We start from the raw sequence: 16,180 nt of genomic DNA, 5'->3' as shown, positions 1-16,180 counted from the left end.
TCCTATTCATGTTTAGTTTCTGGATTATCTAAAGCACTTGCTATAACTTGTGATGGTTTAGCTTGTTTGAATGATGCAAATATTCCATTTTGTTTATTATCTAAAACCCAAATGTCATGATATTTTCTATAATCAGTTTTCCAAGCGTTTGCATCTTGGTTAGTTTCAGGGTCAAATATTCTAATTTTATCAGTTTTACAAACTGCTAAAGGTACTTGTTGAGCTATTATAATAAAGTTCATATCTATAGCAGAACTTTCCTTTACGAATCCTCCTGCTTCTTGTCCTCCTGTTTTTCCATCATTAAGAGTTATACCTGAAACCATTCTATTACTTGGTGTAGTAATTAAAGGACAGCCATCTACAGAAGGAACATCTATATTAATTCCACCTACGTTTATACTTTCAGTTGTCATTTGAGTAGCTAAAGCTTTAGAAACTAAGTTTTTAAAATCATAAGTACAATGGATCATTAATTTACCTGTAAATCCATTTTCCCTTACTTTTGTAATACTATCTTTTAAAGCATCTAAAGCAGTAGTTTTAGTATATGAAGCTGAATATACGGCATTATCAGTTGAAATTGCTACTTTAGCTAAGTTTGATAATCTATAAGCATCAACTTCAGGAACTACATGTTCATCTTGGAATGTTGACATAACTGCTCCTGCTGTTAACACATAGTTAGTTTCATCAACATCATTTGCATCAAATGAAAAACTTCTACCTCTATCACATTTCATTGAACGTGTTTCATATTCAAAATTAATAGAACCATTTGTATATCCATGTACTCTATCATAATTACCTAATCCATCAGTTGATAATTTAGGAATTTTAACCTCTTTACCTCCGTTATAAATAACTTGTCCTGCATTTGCTTCCATCCAACCAGTTACAGAACTAATTACCATTTTTTTATCTAAATTATTTTGTAATATTGTTGCATATTGGATTGTGTTTGCCATAATTTTCCTTCCTTTCTATTGTAACCCCATAACTGAATTTAATTGAGCTATTATAGGGTCAGTTTGATTATTTGTATTTTCATTTACTCCTGGAACATATCCAGCGTTTAATTTAGTTTGAACTTGTGAATCTACATAGCTTTTCATGCTATTTTCAAATAATTCTATATTAGCTGTTGTTGTTTCATCATCATCACCTAACATAAATTCCATTAAATCACCAGGTATTTTTTTCTCTGAAAGAGTATCTTTAAATTTAGCTATTCTTTCAGCTCTAGCCTTTTCTTTTTTCATGGTATCTAATTCTTGTTTCATTTCTCTTATTGCTTTTTGTTCTGGTGTTTCTTCTTTATTAGTAGCTTTTAACACTGCTGCATCTATTAATTTTTGCATACCATTTTTTTTAAAAGTTTCAATACCATTTGTTACTTTAGAATCTACAAGTCCTTGAATTTCTTTATTACTTGCAAGTAATTTATTAAAGCCTTCTACATCTGTAATTGGCTTTGCAAAACCATTACCTAAAATTAAGTTATCAATATCGGCTGTGTCTTCTAAGTCCCCTATTAATTCTAAAATTTCACTTTTTTTCATAATTAACTCCTTCCCTTGAAAGTTGCATAGCCCCTATCAAGTTAAAATTTTTATAAAATAAAAAAGCCTTATAAATAAGACTTTTATTTATCTAACGCTAAAGTTTTCCCATTTCTTATAAGCATCTATATACATTTCTTTTTTATCTCCATTGTATGTACATTCATAATACATTCCATCAGATAAAGTAGTACTAAGTAATGCTTTATTATTTTGAAGTGTTTTACAACTCCACACCATAAAAACATCATTTATTGTGATTTCCTTTTTATCTGTTTTATCTAAATGTTTATTAGTATAATTACAGACTTCTTGTTTACACCATTCTAAAAATTCTTTTTCATTCATAACTTATTCCTCCTTATTAATCCATTCTTCATATGTTGTATAATCAATAGTTTCTTTTGATTGATTATCTAATCTTGTAGTTGGCCTATAATCTTTATCAGGTAATAAAATATAAGTACATCTATCGTTAACGTGAATTGGTAGTTTAGGCCTATTCTCATTAACTTTATATACTTTTCCATCATAGCCTTTGCAAATACTACAAGTATGAGTATCTAATGTAGCACTATATAATAAATATTCTCCATCATTATCTTTAAAGAATTGTTCATTAGCTTCATTTTGGACTCTACAAATTTCATTTCTTACTAATCTTTGAGAACAAAAACTATTTACATTTTGTATATCTTTAATTTTCTTTTCTATATCATTAACACTCGTATTCCCATTAAGAAATTCACGAATTTCAAATTTTAACTTTTTTGCTATTGTATCTTTATTATCCCAAATTCTATTTGAAAAATTTTTTCCTTTAATTTTAGTGTTTAAAATTCTTTTTAAATTTTTATCACTTATTTTTTTTAAGTTAAAATTAATTCCTTGTGATAATAGATAAGAATTTATATTATATTTATCTTTACATATTTCAGCTAATGAGTTTTTTAAAGTTGTACTTTCTTTTGTTGCTTCAGTAGCATATATATTATTTAACTGCTTATCTATTTCTTTAAATAAATTTAATTGCTCTGTAGTATTTAAATTCAATTTATCATCTTTTACATTATATTTAAGAATTATTTTAGCTATTTGATTTAATATAATATCTATATTTTCACCTTGAAAATTAATAATTGGTTGTAATTCTTTTTCACCTTTGTTATATAATTCTCTTGCAAAATCTATAAAATTAGATACAAAAAATTGTTGGTCTTTATTTAATTTATTAAAGCCTTTTATATCAGTTGAATAATTAAACTGTTTCATTTGTTGGGCCTTCTAGTCCAGGCATTGAATTAATTTTTTCTTGCTGCTCTGCCTGTGCTTTTTGATATTCAAGTTTTGGATTATTAACAAAACTTAAATTACTTAATCCTGTTTCTGCTGATAAAATTCCACCTGGTACTAATTTAGTTATTATATCCGCCATTGCTGAATCATCACTAGGAACATTCAAAGTATATTTAATTCCAACTTTTGTAGCATCTAAATTTTGGCTATAAATTTTATTTAAAGCTGTAAGCATACATAAAATTCTTTTTTTAATAGCTTGTGTCATACAATTTTGTTGAATTTTAATTTTATTTCTCAATGCAATTATTCTTGTCATTAAAGCAACTCCACTTGTATTAGAACTTTGTTGTTGATTTAAATTTATATGTTGTGATATTTGATAAATATCATCTTGTAATATATCTAATAAATTTTTATGAATTTGAGGATTTATATTTTTAATTAAATAATCTGCATTTGCTGGATTTTCTTTTGAATCATTTAATAATAGAATCCCATTATCTCTGAACATAGATATTATTTTCTTTGCTTGTTCATCTAAAGTTAATCTATTTCCCTTTTCGTCTACTATTTCTTCATCAGATAACCCCATATTCTTTAAAATTAAATAACTTAATCTACTATCACCAATTTCATTACTAAAGTCAGATAATACATTTTCTATATTATCTTGAAGTGTTTTTAAATCAGTAAATAAAGTATTATATATTCCATCAATTAAATTGCAATATCCAATAGGAACAACTCCAAAATAATGTGGTTTAACATTAAGTTGATTAAAATCAATATCATAGGTTATAACTTGTGAATTTGTTATATAATCTATTCTCGTATCTAATTTATTTGTAAATGTAGTGTTTATTTGGTCTTTATTAGCTACTGAATAAACATATATAGCTTCAATTATTTCGTTATTTTCATCTAAATTAACATAGCAATTTAAAGAATTTAATTCTTTTATTTTAAAACTATTATTTTTTATATAATAAAGCTCCATAGCTTCACCAAATACAAGTAAATTTTTCATAAGTTGACTATCCGTATTAGCATCATTATTATTCATTACTGTATTAATTATTTTAGTTTCTATAGTATCAACTGGTGTATCAATATTATTTAATATTTCATCAATATTTAACTCCCTTGTATAAGTTATAGGGTTTCCAGTTCCGAAAGCTACTTCTTCATTGATAAATTTTTTAATAAAGTTGGCCTTAACAATTCTGTTATTCCCTAGTTTACTACGTTTATAGGTTGTCCCTATATCTGTTTCACCTTTGTAATAGTTCCACATAGTTTGATAATCTGATAAATCAGCAACATATTTATCATATAAATTTTGTACACCTAAAATTCTCATCTAATCACCTCCTACAATAAATTTCTTTTTAAAAATATCATTGTTGATTTTTTATATACTTTAATTTCATCAATATTATTTACTGCCATTTCAAGGCTATCTATAGCATCATCATGTAAAGTAAAGTGTTGACCTCTAAATTCTTTAACCTGGTCATTATATTCTTTATCTTCTTCATTAAATATAATTTGTCCTGAATTAATTTTATCTGTAATTGTCATAATTCTAGCATCTTTATTTTTTGTATTATAAATAGTAATAACTTTTATATTTCTGAATCTTAATTCTTTATCTTTTGCTATTTCTTCTTCGATTCTTGTTGCATCAACTGCTTTATATACGTTTTTTTCTAAAACAATATGGGTTATTTCTTTATATTCCTTTAAAATTTGTATAGTTCGGTTTATATATTTATCAAATTCAGTTTTACTATCAAATTTTTCTAACAGTCCTTTTCGGACAAAATAAAAACCGTTTGAATTACTCAAAACGGTAAATGCTGTGCTATCTGATTTTCTAGTATTAGTTGAAGCCTGGTCTATAGATAATATAGTTTTATCAAATTTTCTATCTAATATTTCTTTAATATCCATTTTGGCCATATATTTAATCCATATTTCACCTACTTTTTCACAATCACACATAAGTTCTTTCATAAAACTTAGTCTTTTCGTAAAATAAGTTGAAGCTAACTCCCAAGGCCTATATTTATCATTCCAAATAGTATTAAAAAACATTTTTTCTATATTATCATAGTAAAAATTTTCTGCATTTTTAACTCTATTATCATCTTTAGTATTCATAAGGATTTTTTTGAATCTTTGCCAGTATTCATTTTCTAAAAAATATTTGTCAGGATTAAAATTAACAACACTTCTATGAAATACTTTAAATTCTGCATCTTTTTTTATAGCATTTATAAAATCATCTGCCGCTAAAGGTGTTCCAATAACTAAAAATTTAGTTGCAGCTTTAGTTTTTTTACCTTTTCTATAAACTGCTTTATCTCCAGTTTCTAATATTTCATCATTGTACTTTTTTATTATTTTTTCTTTAGCATCATCGGTTAATATATCATTTTCATTGATAAAATCATCAACTAAAATAATCATTGGTCTAAATACTCCATCATCACAAGCATAAGTAGTACCACGAATTGAAGTACCTGAACCAACAGCATATATTTTACTGTTATTAGTTAGCTCTAATTCTTGTTTATTAACTATTCTATCTTCTGCCCTATTAACTAATATTCCAAATGTGCTAGTAACTTTCTTAAGCTTTAAAAATTCTTTAGTAGCATCAATAAACCCTATTGCATCATCTTCCCTTTTTCCTATTACTACTGTATATCTTGAATATCTATAACAATGACACCAGGCTGCAAGAAGTTTATTTATTACTGTAGACTTTCCAAGCCCTCTAGGTAATATAAATTCCTCTTTATCTACTTCATCTTTAACAAACATTCTATTTAATTCTTCAAATATTTCTAAATGAACTTTATCTAAGCTCCTAAGGTCATTATTATCACTTGGAATAAAATCTACATTAAGATAATAAAAAGCAAAGAAACCTATGTCTATTCTTCCTAGTTCCTTTGCTATATCTTTCTTATTTGCTAAAACATTTTCTATTGCTTTAGAATCATTCATATTGAGTTTTACATCATAATGTTTATTCCAATACTTGAAAATAAGATATATATCTAAATTTTCTTCATTTGAAAATTCTAGGTTATCAAAATAGTACATAGATTTCACTTCCTTTCGAGTTAAAAAATAGGTGAGAAATTTTCTGAAAGTAACGTCCGTTGAGTTTGCGAGTTGCCTAATCAGAACCCCCCACCCTTATAATTATTTCCCAAAGTCCTTCTTTTTCACAAATTTCCAATTTTAAAATTATTTCGCTAAACAACGGTTTAGTGCAAATAAATAATATACTTTTTTATAATTAAAATCGCCGTAATCCATTGAAAACACTAGCTTTATAGCAAGTCTTTGAATTGGTAATTTTATTTCGCTAAATAACTAATTGATAATATGCACTATTTATGCAATTTTTTAAGCATTTTATGCAATAATTATATACATTTTCTGTATATTTATTTCCTAGCTTATGTGTTATTTTTTTGAATATCTTTCATAAACTCATTGATATTAAATTCTGTTTCTTCTTCGCTAGAATTAACTGACAGTTCTGTCTTGACTGTAGTATTCCCCCAAACCCTATTAACTAAGTATTTAAGCAGGTCGGCACGTACTTTACTACTTACGTCTTTATCAAGTGCCAGTTCTTCAATTTCATCAACATAGCACTTAATTTTATTATTTATATACTCTTTTGCTGAGGATTGAACTTCTAGTTTAAGTTTATCCAGTTCCTTAGCAAATTCCTTATCATTCATCCAGTTATAAATAGTAACCCTACTAACATTACATAAATTAGCTATATCAGTAACTTTCTTACCTTCCATAAGATACTTCATAGCCTTATAATGTTTATCTTCTAACATCATAATAACACCTCCTTTACATTTATACACTTTTTTATATAAATCTTAATAAATTTCTATCTAATTATTTAACACTCCTATAGTTTCCAAATATTTAAATATTTTATAATTAATTCAATTAATAATTATAATAATTTAAATAATAAAATAGCACCTAGGATTTTTATTCCTAGATGCTTTATAAATTTATAACTAAGGGGTAATGGCGAGAATAAAAGGACTTGGACCTTTGACTTTTCGGTTAACAGCCGAATGCTCTACCAACTGAGCTATATTCTCATGTTTGCGACCTCTCCACACCCCTAGTCGCTATGTTGCTTTCACCCTGATAAGCAATCCCAGTAATTTTTTAAATATAAATTTTATCTACAAATGGAGGTCAAATAAATGTCTGATGTATTTACTCTATCAGCTCAATAACATATTAACACTTTGAAAATCAATATGTAAGTGGTCTAATTACGAACTAATTACGAACTGATTACGAACTTTTATATGAACTTTACTTATGATTTTTTTAATTTTTTACAAACTCTTTGAATATATCTAACCGATATTCCTAGTTGTTCTGATATTCTTTGATAAGTAAATCCTTCAACATTTCTTAAATAATCAATACATTCTTTAGTATCTAGTGATTCTAAATATTTATTTAAATCAATCTCATTAAGTCTTTTAAATAATGCTTTTTCATCATATTTTATAGCTTTTATTAAGCGTTCTCTTTTTAATGCAAATTCTTCGATTCTATATTCTTGCCTACTGCCATGAATAGTATCATAGTCATTGTAACTTGTCCCACTTTTATAACCTTCAGGAGCAAATGCTTTTAAATATTTCTTATCTAATTGTTGTAACTCATATCTATTTGTTTCTAGTCTTAATTTTATTTCTTCTACTAATTGTTTATCCAATTACTATTTTCCCCCTTGTTGAATATATTTTTTATTTATATATTCCCCTAGCTTCTTTTTATTTTCTTCACTTAAATTCTCTATTTGTTCTTTTCTTATTCTTTCTTCCTGTCTTGATACCTTAAACAATATTTTTTCGTAAATTTCTTCTTCTGAAATATTAAATCTATTCATCATATGTCTTGATGTTATAAATACATCTGCTAATTCTTCAATTAAATTTTCTCTATCCTCATTCTTAACTGCTTTCTTTACTTCTTCTATTTCTTCATAAAATTTATTAGTTTCTATTCCTGGACCATAATAATCATAAATATCTTTTATTCTATCTAATATATATTTCAATTTATCACCTCATTTTCTTCTATATATCCTTTATTTTTAAGAATCTCTCTAATGTGATAATACATAGTCTTATATATTTTATATCCTGTTAACTGCTTATCTAAATACTGTATATTTAAGTTATATCTAGCTATAAAAGTTTCTAAAGTTGCATCAAAAGAATTTGCTTTATATTCACTCCTATAATTTCCTTTAAGTACATTTTCATATCCTTTAGGGTCTTCAACTAAAACAATAGTTTTAGTATTATACATATTTAATCTTGCAAATTCATTTTCAAATCTATCTCTATCTTTAACACTTTGGACTAATTCATCAACACTATTTTTTCTTTCTATTGCAATATCATTACTAAAATACCAATCCCTATTTATTCCTAGTTTTTTAGTGATTTCATTACTTTCTATACAAGCCGAATAGTCGCCTTGGTCTAATTTTTCAATTCTATACTTCTTTTTCTTTTTATCAAAATAATCTAAAATATGTTTATTTACTTGTTCTCTAGTATCAACAATTATAACTATATTTTTAAGTATTTCTTTAAGCTCCTTATCTGAAAATTTATATTGCATTTAAAAAACTCCTTGCCTCACATTTATTTAAATATCCCAATTTAACACAATCAATAATTTTGTTTTTTATTGTTCCTTTAGATAATTTTAAAATTGATGGAGCTGATTTTAAATTTTTCATTTTTCTTAATTGATAAATTAAATAATTGTATGTTCTTAAATCCCATTCAAAATTATAAGAATCATATAAATCTAAAAAATATCTTTTATTCTTTACAGCGAATTCACTTCTTTTAAGTAATTCAGCTATTTTTTTATCATCATACCCTTTATAATAATATCTTGTTAATTCCTCTAATTCTTCTTCAGTCCATTTTTCCATAATAAATTATTTCCTTTCTATTTTTTAAAATGGCATATCATCATCCGCAACTGGTGTTAAATCATCACCAAAATTATTATTAAAGTTATTATTATTCTGATTATTGTTATTTCCAACAAACTCAAAACTTTCTATTAATACATCTGTTGTATATCTTTTTGAACCATCTTGTGCGTTATAACTTCCAGTTTGAATATGTCCCACAATAGCAATTTGACTACCTTTTTGAAAATATTGTGCTATAGTTTCAGCTTGTTTTCCAAAAGAAATACAATTAATAAAATCTGATTCATATTTACCTGTATTCTTATCTTTTATATTTCTTCTAACTGCTAAACTAAATCTTGTAACTGCTGTTCCACTTCCTGCTGCAAATCTTAATTCTGCATCTTTTGTTAATCTTCCTGAAAGACATACTTTATTCATTTTCTAGCCTCCTACATTCCTATACTTTCTAATAATTCAATAGCTTGTCCAAGCTTATCAGATTTAACATTTAGATTTATTGATTCTTGCTCTAATTTTTTCTTTTCTTCTTCAATCTCTTTTTTTCTTTTCTCTATTCTTTCTTTTTCTTCTGCAAACTCCACAAATTTATTTTTTAAACTTTCACTATTTTTCATTTTTATTATCTCCTTTTCTTTTGTTTCAAGTTTTACTACTTTCTTTTTTCCTCTTGGTTTTTCATCGCTCAATATATAAGCTACTTTTTCATTAATTTCTTTTTCTGTTTCTTTCATTTCTTTTAATTTAATTCCTTTTGCTTTATCCTTAATTTCTTTAAAAATAATTACTATATCTTTTATAGCAATATTTTTAAATCTTTCATCTTTACGAATTTCTTTAACTATAGAATTTTGACTTATTATGCTATTTTTAAATTTTTTCTCCATTTCCTTTCTCAACAGCTCTGTGTCTATATCTAATTTTTTCATCCAGTCATCACCTTCATACTTCATATAGAATTTGTCTTTATCTAAAATATTTGCCATTACTACAACTTCTTGAATATCATTCATATTAATACTGTCGCCGAATTTTATTTCTAATGCTGCCATAACTGAAACTATGTAATTTCCAAAATTATTATCAAATCTTTGTTTTGCTCTTTCTTCAACAACTCTATTAATAATAGCTTGTTTATCTTTAGATAAAGTATTAACCCATTTAACTAATCTTTCTTGCTGCCTTCTTTGCTGTCTTGACATTGTTGTTTTTTCTAAAACATTAGACATCTAATATCAAACCTTTCTTTGCTATATAAACTGGTATTCCTGTTAGCTTTTCAATTTCTTCTTTCATATAATTTTCATCTGCATTACTTTCGCTTAAATGAATTAATGTTATATCTTCAATAGTGCTTAAATTCCAAGTTTTTAAAGCTTCTTTTAATGTTTCTAAGCTCATATGACTTTTAAATATTCTAGCTCTATAGCTTTCTAAATCTTGTATATCCTTCTCACAATAATTACATTCAATAAGTAAATGATTTATATTATCTAATTTGTATTTTAAATAATAAGTATCTGTAGCAAATGCTATAGTTCCTAACTCTTCATGCTTTATAATAAATCCTAAATTTTCACATTCTGAACCATCATTATTAGAATGTTTACAATCAAAAGTCTTAATTTTAAAATTTCCTATTTTTAAGTTTTCTAAAGCTCCTATTATGTGAACTCTTCTTAAATCTGTAATTTTATTTTTTTCTATAACGCTTTTATTTGTGTATACATTAATTCCATTATTAAGTAGGTGTTTTATATCTTTACAATGGTCAGAATGAGCATGAGATATTAAGCAACCTTGAATACCTTCTAAATTAAAATTAAGATTACAAACTATATCTCTCCAAGCTATTCCACATTCAATTAATAATTTTTCATTTTCATTAGCTTGTACTAAATAACAATTCCCTTTGCTCCCACTTGCTAGAACTTTAATCAAGTTAATTTCCCCCTTAACTTTTATAAAAATTTTTTAACCTTATCAAAGCTTTTGGTTATAAAGCTCTTCATTTCGTCAACCTTTTTTCTTTTATCATCATAAAAATGTACTCTATATACATTCCCATATTTACAAACTATAAATTTATCAGTTTTATTTACTATCTCTTTCATTTTCTTTTACCTCATAAACTCTTAATAACTTAAAATCAATTACAAACAAATTATCAAGTTTTTTCTCATCATTTATAACTTTCTCTACCTTTACAACATCATCATAACTTCTAATAGGCTCACTTCTTGTAAATTGTATTCTTCCTAGCCCACTATCAAAAACATAAATAATCATGTATTCATATAGTTTCATCTATATTGCTCCTTCGCTTTTTATTTGGATTACGAATTATATAAGTTTGTCCTCTAAATACTCTTCCAATCCCTTTGGTATTTTAAAAAGACCTATTTCATTAACTTCTGATACCACTATTTGAGTAATCTTTTCATCTTTTATATAAGGCTCTGCCTTATCTTTTAAGACCTTTAAACTTCCAGCAATGAAACTATGTCTGACTACTGAATTTATATATACATCTGCTCTATAGTACATTTTTCCTCCTATTTATTACGCATTTTCAAACTTATTTCTCCTTATCATTTGAATATCATATGAGAATACTTGAATATAAAGTACCCTCATATTAAGTTTTATTTATAACATTAAATTATATTACCCCTATTCCTTCTTATGATTTTCATTTCTTTTCTCAAAATTTTTATATAATCATTTAAGCTTTGATCCTCATATTCTTTATTTTCTAATTTATCTATAGCATCATTTAAATGTGAAACCAAAACATCTACTGAAGCTACATATATATTTAAATTTATATTGTTCTTATCAATTATTTCTTGTAATTTATTTAGAATAGTTTCTACATCATCATTAGTTTTAACTGTTCTTTCACCTATGAATTTATAAGCACTTTTTAAAGTATTAAAATAGCCAATAGGCTTATTGTATTCCTTACCGATATTTTCTTCTTTAGTAGCCGTTCCTACGTTCACAATACACCTTTCATAAACAACATACTGTCTACTATCTGATTCTATAATAAACTTCCCTATTGTAGCTCTCATATTTATACCTCCTACCATTTTGTTGACATCACCAAAATGGTTTATTTTAATTCTTTAATACATTTCTTACACACAATTTTATTTTTAAAGCTAGTAATATCTTTAAACTCACCACAGAAAATACACCCTGCTTGATATTTCCTTAAAACCATTTCTTCACCTTCAACAAAAATCTCTAATGTATCTCCTTCTTCAATATTTAAAGTTCTTCTAAGTTCTGCTGGTATACATAATCTTCCTAACTCATCTACTTTTCTTACAATTCCTGTACTTTTCATAATTATTTATCTCCTTCAAACTCAATATTTTCTATAACTTCTGCTTCTACAACTTCCGTATCTTCTAAACCTAAATTTTCAGTATTTGCATTTTCTTTTATTTCTTCTCCAACTTCACTTTTAGTAGTTTCAATTATATCTTCTTCTTTGTATTCATTAGTTCTATTAATACTTTCTATTAATGTATCTGAATCATCTGAAGTATTAACAAATCTCTTACAGGCTCTATTAATTACAGTTTTCTTTGCCATTTCTTCTGCAAAATTTTTATGTGCCTGACTATTTCCTTTTGCTGCTCCTTGATTCCAAGCATTTTTTATTTGTTCTATGTTCATTACTTCAACATAATTATTTTGATTTTCTCTAACTACTACTGCATAAGCTCCTAGAATTTTCTTACTTATGTTTTCAAATTTTTGTTCATGTTTTTCTATTTCTATAAGTCCAGTATTTAAATTTAATTTATATTCAAATACATCACCTTCATAAATTACATTTGCGAATACATCTTTAACACCTTTAAGCCTTTTTGTTGCTGCAATATTTCCTAAATAACTTTTCATTAATTGAAGTTTTCCACCATAAGGAACAAAATAGCATTGTTTTTTAGCTGGACTTAATCCTTGAATAACCATGTCTAATAAAGCATTACAAATACTAGGCTTAGAACAACTTTGTAATACTGGAACTTTATTTCTATCAACTGTTTCAGCTAATATAAGTTGTGCTGATTTAAGAGCATTACTGTAATTATAGTTTTGTGGAAATACTATATCTCCTGTGCTTTGCATTTCTTTAACCCTTGTTAGAACTACATCACTTATATTTCTTTCTTGTTTAGTAATTTGCTTTTGTTCACTCACTATTCTTCACACTCCACTTTTAATTTTTTATCTTTAGAAACTATTAATCTAATAAGTTGGCTTTTAGTATCTGCTAGTTTATTAAAACTTTCTGCATTATCAACCCATATTGGAGCTTGTACATTGTAAAACTCACTTAATGTATTAATAACCTCTATTCCTGCATTAATCTTGCCTGTTGAATTTGCATTTGAATATGGAACTCCATTTATAAGAATTTCGCAAGTTTCTTCTAATCCACCATTAATAAGTTCATTGAATAACTTAAACTTAATATTTTTAAACTTTTTATTTATTAAGCTTTCTGATAACTCAACTTTAGTTCTAATAAATTCCTCACAAAGATATAAACTGCCTTCATGTTTTGCAATTTCATTAGCTAAGTGTCTTTCTTCTTCTGAAAGTTCTTCAATTCTTTTTTTGATTTTTTTATTATTATCAACTGTTGCTAGTCTTTTATTTATTTTTTCTAGCTGCATTAATAGCTCTTTCTTTTTCTCTTTAATTTCAAAATTATCATCAACTTTAAAACTTGAAATATCTTTCTTAGTCATTTCAATTTCATTTTCTAATTGAACTTTTCCCTCGAATTCAATTTCTCCTGGATCAAAATTCTTTATTTTTTCTTCAAGCTCATTTATATTGTTTTCAATCTCTAATTTTTGAACTTCTTTTTCTTCTTTTAATTTTTCTAAATCAAAAAGTTCTGCTTTAATTTCTCCTATTTTACTTTCATTTTCTGCATTTTCAGTTTTAATAGATTTACCAATCTTATTAATTTCTTTTAATTTATCAGCTTTATTTTTATTGAATTTATTTTTTAATTCTTCAATTATTTCTGCTGCATTATCTAATTCTTTTCCACAAGTAGGACAGATAGTTGAGTTTTCATCAAGTTTAAATTCTTCTGATTTTACATTTTCAAATTTTATCCTTAATCCTTCTAAATTTGATGTATTCTTTTTTTCAACTTCAACTAGATTTCTAATTTTATTTTCATTAGTTGATATATTTTTTTCTATTTCTTTTACTTCATAAGCTTTATTTTGTAGTTCATATCTTTTATCAAATAATTCTTTATTTAACTTTTCTAAAGGCTTATTTAATAAAAGCTTTGCATGATTAAACTTCTCTTGATATTCCTCTTTAAGTTCAAATAAATGCTGCTTATGATTTAATAGGATTTCATTACCTTTTGAATTATCTTCTAACATAGAATCTAGTTCATTAATTTGTTTTTGAACATTTCCTTGTTCATTTTCTAATTCTTGAACATTAATTTCTTCTATAGAATTATTTAATTCGTCAATTCTGTAAGGAATTTGTTTTAATTGGTCATTAAGTTTTTTAATAGTAGCTTTGGTTCTAATCATATGATTATCTACAGAATCCATATAAGCCCCTCTAAACCCTTCTAACTTATTGTTATAGTTTATTACCTGTTCATCTGTAATCTGTCCTGTAATGGCTTGTATAATTGTTCTTTGTTCTTTCCAGTTAAGACTTGCAAAGTATAAAGGATTAGTTACTAATTTAAATATTTTTTCTTCTAATATTTCTTTTATTTTTTCTTCATATTCTTTTTTTCTAACTGGAATATCATTTATTGAGTATATAGTTTCATGTCCTGAAAATTCTTTTTCTGCTGCTCCACGTTTCTTGGTCCACTTTTCTTTAAATGTTTTGCTTAGTTTTATATCTAATTTATCAATTTCTATAACCGCAGTAACTTCGCTTTCTAACCCATGAATAACATTACCTAATTCATCAAATGGCTTTATATCAAAGTTCTTTCTATCATTTGAATCTTTATCAAAAAATAGCCACATAAAACTATCTTCTACAGTTGACTTTCCTATTCCATTGTCGCCAAAAATATTTGTTTTATTATCAAAAAGCACTACTAGCTCTTTTATTCCTTTGAAGTTTTTAAGTTCTAAAGATTTTAATTTTATATTTTTCATTAGCTTTTCTTCCTTCTCCTTGATATTGATTTTTCCATAGCTTTATAATGGTAATCGTTTATATTTCTTTCCCTAACTTTCCTTCTTTCAGAAATATCCTGCATTGTTTTTAATGCTAATTGCTTCGGCGTATAAATATCTAATAAATTCATTTTCTTATATCCCCCTTTCTAATAAATTTATTAATCTATAATTGCATCCTTTATCAAAAGTAACTGTATATTTACTAGCTTCTAATATTCGTCCGTTTGTAGCTCCATCTAGTTCTATTAACTGATTTGCCCTGCATTCAGTAGAAATAACCATAGATTTATGATTTATATATCTTTGATTAATTACAGGCATTATATGATTTAAATCTGCTTCAGTTAATCCATTTTTTAATTGACCATTTAAAATTTTATTTTTAAATAAATCATCTATTATTAATACGTCTGCATTAATATATTCATTAAACTTTTTTTCATATTCATCTCTATTTAATGTTAAAGATTTAAGTTCTCGGATTGCTTCTAGGTAACTCATATATCTAACATTAAAACCTTCTTCAATTAATTTTTTTGCTATAAATAAACTTAAAAAAGTTTTTCCTGAACCAGCCTGTCCCATAAATGTTATGCCATTTTTTCTATCTTTCTTTATGTCCTTATATTCATTTATAAATTTTTCAGTTATTAATTTTCCTTTACCTGATAAAGAATTGTAAGTTTCATATTCCTCTATGTCCTTAATTTCTTCTAAATTTACTCCAGCGTTTTTAAACCTCTGTAATAGCTCTTCTCTTAATCTGCATTCGCACTTTCTATATGTGTTTATCCCAACTTCTATAAATCCTAAATCTTTGCATTTGTTGCATTTAAAATTTGCTCCAGTCGACTCCTTCCCATCCAGGAGCTGTTGTTCCTGATATTTCTGACTCTTTGCTTTCAATCCTTGAATTACTGTTGTCAAATCCATTTTTATCTCCTTTATCTTTATAGTTATTTTCTAAAACTTTTATAAAATTGTTAGGTCTTATGAACCAATCAAATGTAATCTCAAAGTCTTTAACTCTTCCCATTAAAAAACTACTTTCTTTAATATTATTTATGGCTTGTACTATT

Annotated in this window: 23 protein-coding genes, 1 tRNA gene and 1 pseudogene; all 25 read right to left on the bottom strand. The window is 25.9% G+C overall.

The features are described 5' to 3' along the window. Positions 1 to 2: 2 nt before the first annotated feature. On the bottom strand, positions 3 to 968 hold the full coding sequence (locus CLTHE_RS05890) for a hypothetical protein (protein ID WP_080022427.1): 966 nt from the start codon (positions 966 to 968) through the stop codon (positions 3 to 5). A 15-nt stretch (positions 969 to 983) separates the two neighbouring features. Beyond that, positions 984 to 1,562: a DUF4355 domain-containing protein gene (locus CLTHE_RS05885; protein WP_080022426.1), complete on the bottom strand. Its 579-nt coding sequence runs from the start codon at positions 1,560 to 1,562 to the stop codon at positions 984 to 986. Between the two features lie 87 nt (positions 1,563 to 1,649). After that, positions 1,650 to 1,910, bottom strand: coding sequence for a DUF6275 family protein (locus CLTHE_RS05880; protein ID WP_080022425.1), 261 nt, complete (start codon positions 1,908 to 1,910; stop codon positions 1,650 to 1,652). Between the two features lie 3 nt (positions 1,911 to 1,913). Continuing rightward, complete coding sequence (locus CLTHE_RS05875; protein WP_080022424.1) at positions 1,914 to 2,834, bottom strand: minor capsid protein; 921 nt, start codon at positions 2,832 to 2,834, stop codon at positions 1,914 to 1,916. After that, positions 2,821 to 4,221: a phage portal protein gene (locus CLTHE_RS05870; RefSeq protein WP_080022423.1), complete on the bottom strand. Its 1,401-nt coding sequence runs from the start codon at positions 4,219 to 4,221 to the stop codon at positions 2,821 to 2,823. The genes CLTHE_RS05875 and CLTHE_RS05870 overlap by 14 nt, the downstream gene beginning before the upstream one ends. Positions 4,222 to 4,232: 11 nt before the next feature. After that, the gene (locus CLTHE_RS05865; RefSeq protein ID WP_080022422.1) at positions 4,233 to 5,975 is read right to left on the bottom strand and encodes a hypothetical protein; all 1,743 of its coding nucleotides are present in this window, start codon (positions 5,973 to 5,975) and stop codon (positions 4,233 to 4,235) included. 362 nt (positions 5,976 to 6,337) lie between these two features. Beyond that, a complete protein-coding gene (locus CLTHE_RS05860; protein WP_080022421.1) occupies positions 6,338 to 6,739 on the bottom strand; it encodes an IS630 transposase-related protein in 402 nt (133 codons plus the stop codon). 200 nt (positions 6,740 to 6,939) lie between these two features. Next, positions 6,940 to 7,015, bottom strand: a tRNA-Asn gene (locus CLTHE_RS05855). A 227-nt stretch (positions 7,016 to 7,242) separates the two neighbouring features. Next, entirely contained in the window at positions 7,243 to 7,650 is a 408-nt protein-coding gene (locus CLTHE_RS05850; RefSeq protein WP_080022420.1) for a hypothetical protein, read from the bottom strand. Between the two features lie 3 nt (positions 7,651 to 7,653). Continuing rightward, positions 7,654 to 7,995 (bottom strand): pyrophosphohydrolase domain-containing protein, encoded by a 342-nt coding sequence (locus tag CLTHE_RS05845; RefSeq protein ID WP_080022419.1) that lies wholly within the window; start codon positions 7,993 to 7,995, stop codon positions 7,654 to 7,656. After that, the gene (locus tag CLTHE_RS05840) at positions 7,992 to 8,567 is read right to left on the bottom strand and encodes an ERCC4 domain-containing protein (RefSeq protein WP_080022418.1); all 576 of its coding nucleotides are present in this window, start codon (positions 8,565 to 8,567) and stop codon (positions 7,992 to 7,994) included. The genes CLTHE_RS05845 and CLTHE_RS05840 overlap by 4 nt, the downstream gene beginning before the upstream one ends. Continuing rightward, positions 8,557 to 8,889, bottom strand: coding sequence for a hypothetical protein (locus CLTHE_RS05835; RefSeq protein ID WP_080022417.1), 333 nt, complete (start codon positions 8,887 to 8,889; stop codon positions 8,557 to 8,559). Before CLTHE_RS05835 ends, CLTHE_RS05840 begins: the two co-directional genes overlap by 11 nt. Positions 8,890 to 8,913: 24 nt before the next feature. Next, complete coding sequence (locus CLTHE_RS05830; RefSeq protein ID WP_080022416.1) at positions 8,914 to 9,315, bottom strand: single-stranded DNA-binding protein; 402 nt, start codon at positions 9,313 to 9,315, stop codon at positions 8,914 to 8,916. A gap of 11 nt (positions 9,316 to 9,326) precedes the next feature. Further along, on the bottom strand, positions 9,327 to 10,124 hold the full coding sequence (locus CLTHE_RS05825) for a hypothetical protein (protein ID WP_080022415.1): 798 nt from the start codon (positions 10,122 to 10,124) through the stop codon (positions 9,327 to 9,329). Then, positions 10,117 to 10,836 (bottom strand): MBL fold metallo-hydrolase, encoded by a 720-nt coding sequence (locus tag CLTHE_RS05820; protein WP_080022414.1) that lies wholly within the window; start codon positions 10,834 to 10,836, stop codon positions 10,117 to 10,119. Before CLTHE_RS05820 ends, CLTHE_RS05825 begins: the two co-directional genes overlap by 8 nt. Positions 10,837 to 10,856: 20 nt before the next feature. Further along, positions 10,857 to 11,009 carry a hypothetical protein gene (locus CLTHE_RS16875; RefSeq protein ID WP_169840816.1) on the bottom strand — a complete coding sequence of 51 codons (153 nt, stop codon included), beginning with the start codon at positions 11,007 to 11,009 and terminating at the stop codon, positions 10,857 to 10,859. After that, on the bottom strand, positions 10,990 to 11,202 hold the full coding sequence (locus tag CLTHE_RS05815) for a hypothetical protein (RefSeq protein ID WP_080022413.1): 213 nt from the start codon (positions 11,200 to 11,202) through the stop codon (positions 10,990 to 10,992). The genes CLTHE_RS16875 and CLTHE_RS05815 overlap by 20 nt, the downstream gene beginning before the upstream one ends. 36 nt (positions 11,203 to 11,238) lie before the next feature. After that, positions 11,239 to 11,442 (bottom strand): hypothetical protein, encoded by a 204-nt coding sequence (locus tag CLTHE_RS05810; RefSeq protein ID WP_080022412.1) that lies wholly within the window; start codon positions 11,440 to 11,442, stop codon positions 11,239 to 11,241. 110 nt (positions 11,443 to 11,552) lie between these two features. Continuing rightward, complete coding sequence (locus tag CLTHE_RS17020) at positions 11,553 to 11,972, bottom strand: hypothetical protein (RefSeq protein ID WP_242945622.1); 420 nt, start codon at positions 11,970 to 11,972, stop codon at positions 11,553 to 11,555. Between the two features lie 41 nt (positions 11,973 to 12,013). Further along, positions 12,014 to 12,250, bottom strand: coding sequence for an AbrB/MazE/SpoVT family DNA-binding domain-containing protein (locus CLTHE_RS05800; protein WP_080022411.1), 237 nt, complete (start codon positions 12,248 to 12,250; stop codon positions 12,014 to 12,016). Between the two features lie 2 nt (positions 12,251 to 12,252). Then, on the bottom strand, positions 12,253 to 13,113 hold the full coding sequence (locus CLTHE_RS05795) for a recombinase RecT (RefSeq protein ID WP_242945621.1): 861 nt from the start codon (positions 13,111 to 13,113) through the stop codon (positions 12,253 to 12,255). Then, positions 13,113 to 15,077, bottom strand: coding sequence for an AAA family ATPase (locus tag CLTHE_RS05790; protein WP_080022410.1), 1,965 nt, complete (start codon positions 15,075 to 15,077; stop codon positions 13,113 to 13,115). The genes CLTHE_RS05795 and CLTHE_RS05790 overlap by 1 nt, the downstream gene beginning before the upstream one ends. Continuing rightward, positions 15,077 to 15,229: a hypothetical protein gene (locus CLTHE_RS16675; protein WP_158082669.1), complete on the bottom strand. Its 153-nt coding sequence runs from the start codon at positions 15,227 to 15,229 to the stop codon at positions 15,077 to 15,079. The genes CLTHE_RS05790 and CLTHE_RS16675 overlap by 1 nt, the downstream gene beginning before the upstream one ends. Before the next feature lie 4 nt (positions 15,230 to 15,233). Continuing rightward, the gene (locus CLTHE_RS05785; protein WP_080022409.1) at positions 15,234 to 16,034 is read right to left on the bottom strand and encodes an ATP-binding protein; all 801 of its coding nucleotides are present in this window, start codon (positions 16,032 to 16,034) and stop codon (positions 15,234 to 15,236) included. Next, a pseudogene (locus CLTHE_RS16670) lies at positions 15,934 to 16,180 on the bottom strand (hypothetical protein); the annotation flags it as partial. The pseudogene CLTHE_RS16670 and the gene CLTHE_RS05785, both read right to left, overlap by 101 nt.

The organism is Clostridium thermobutyricum DSM 4928, from assembly GCF_002050515.1.
In the GTDB taxonomy this organism is placed as follows: domain Bacteria; phylum Bacillota; class Clostridia; order Clostridiales; family Clostridiaceae; genus Clostridium; species Clostridium thermobutyricum.
This window is presented reverse-complemented; position numbering and strand designations above follow the sequence as displayed.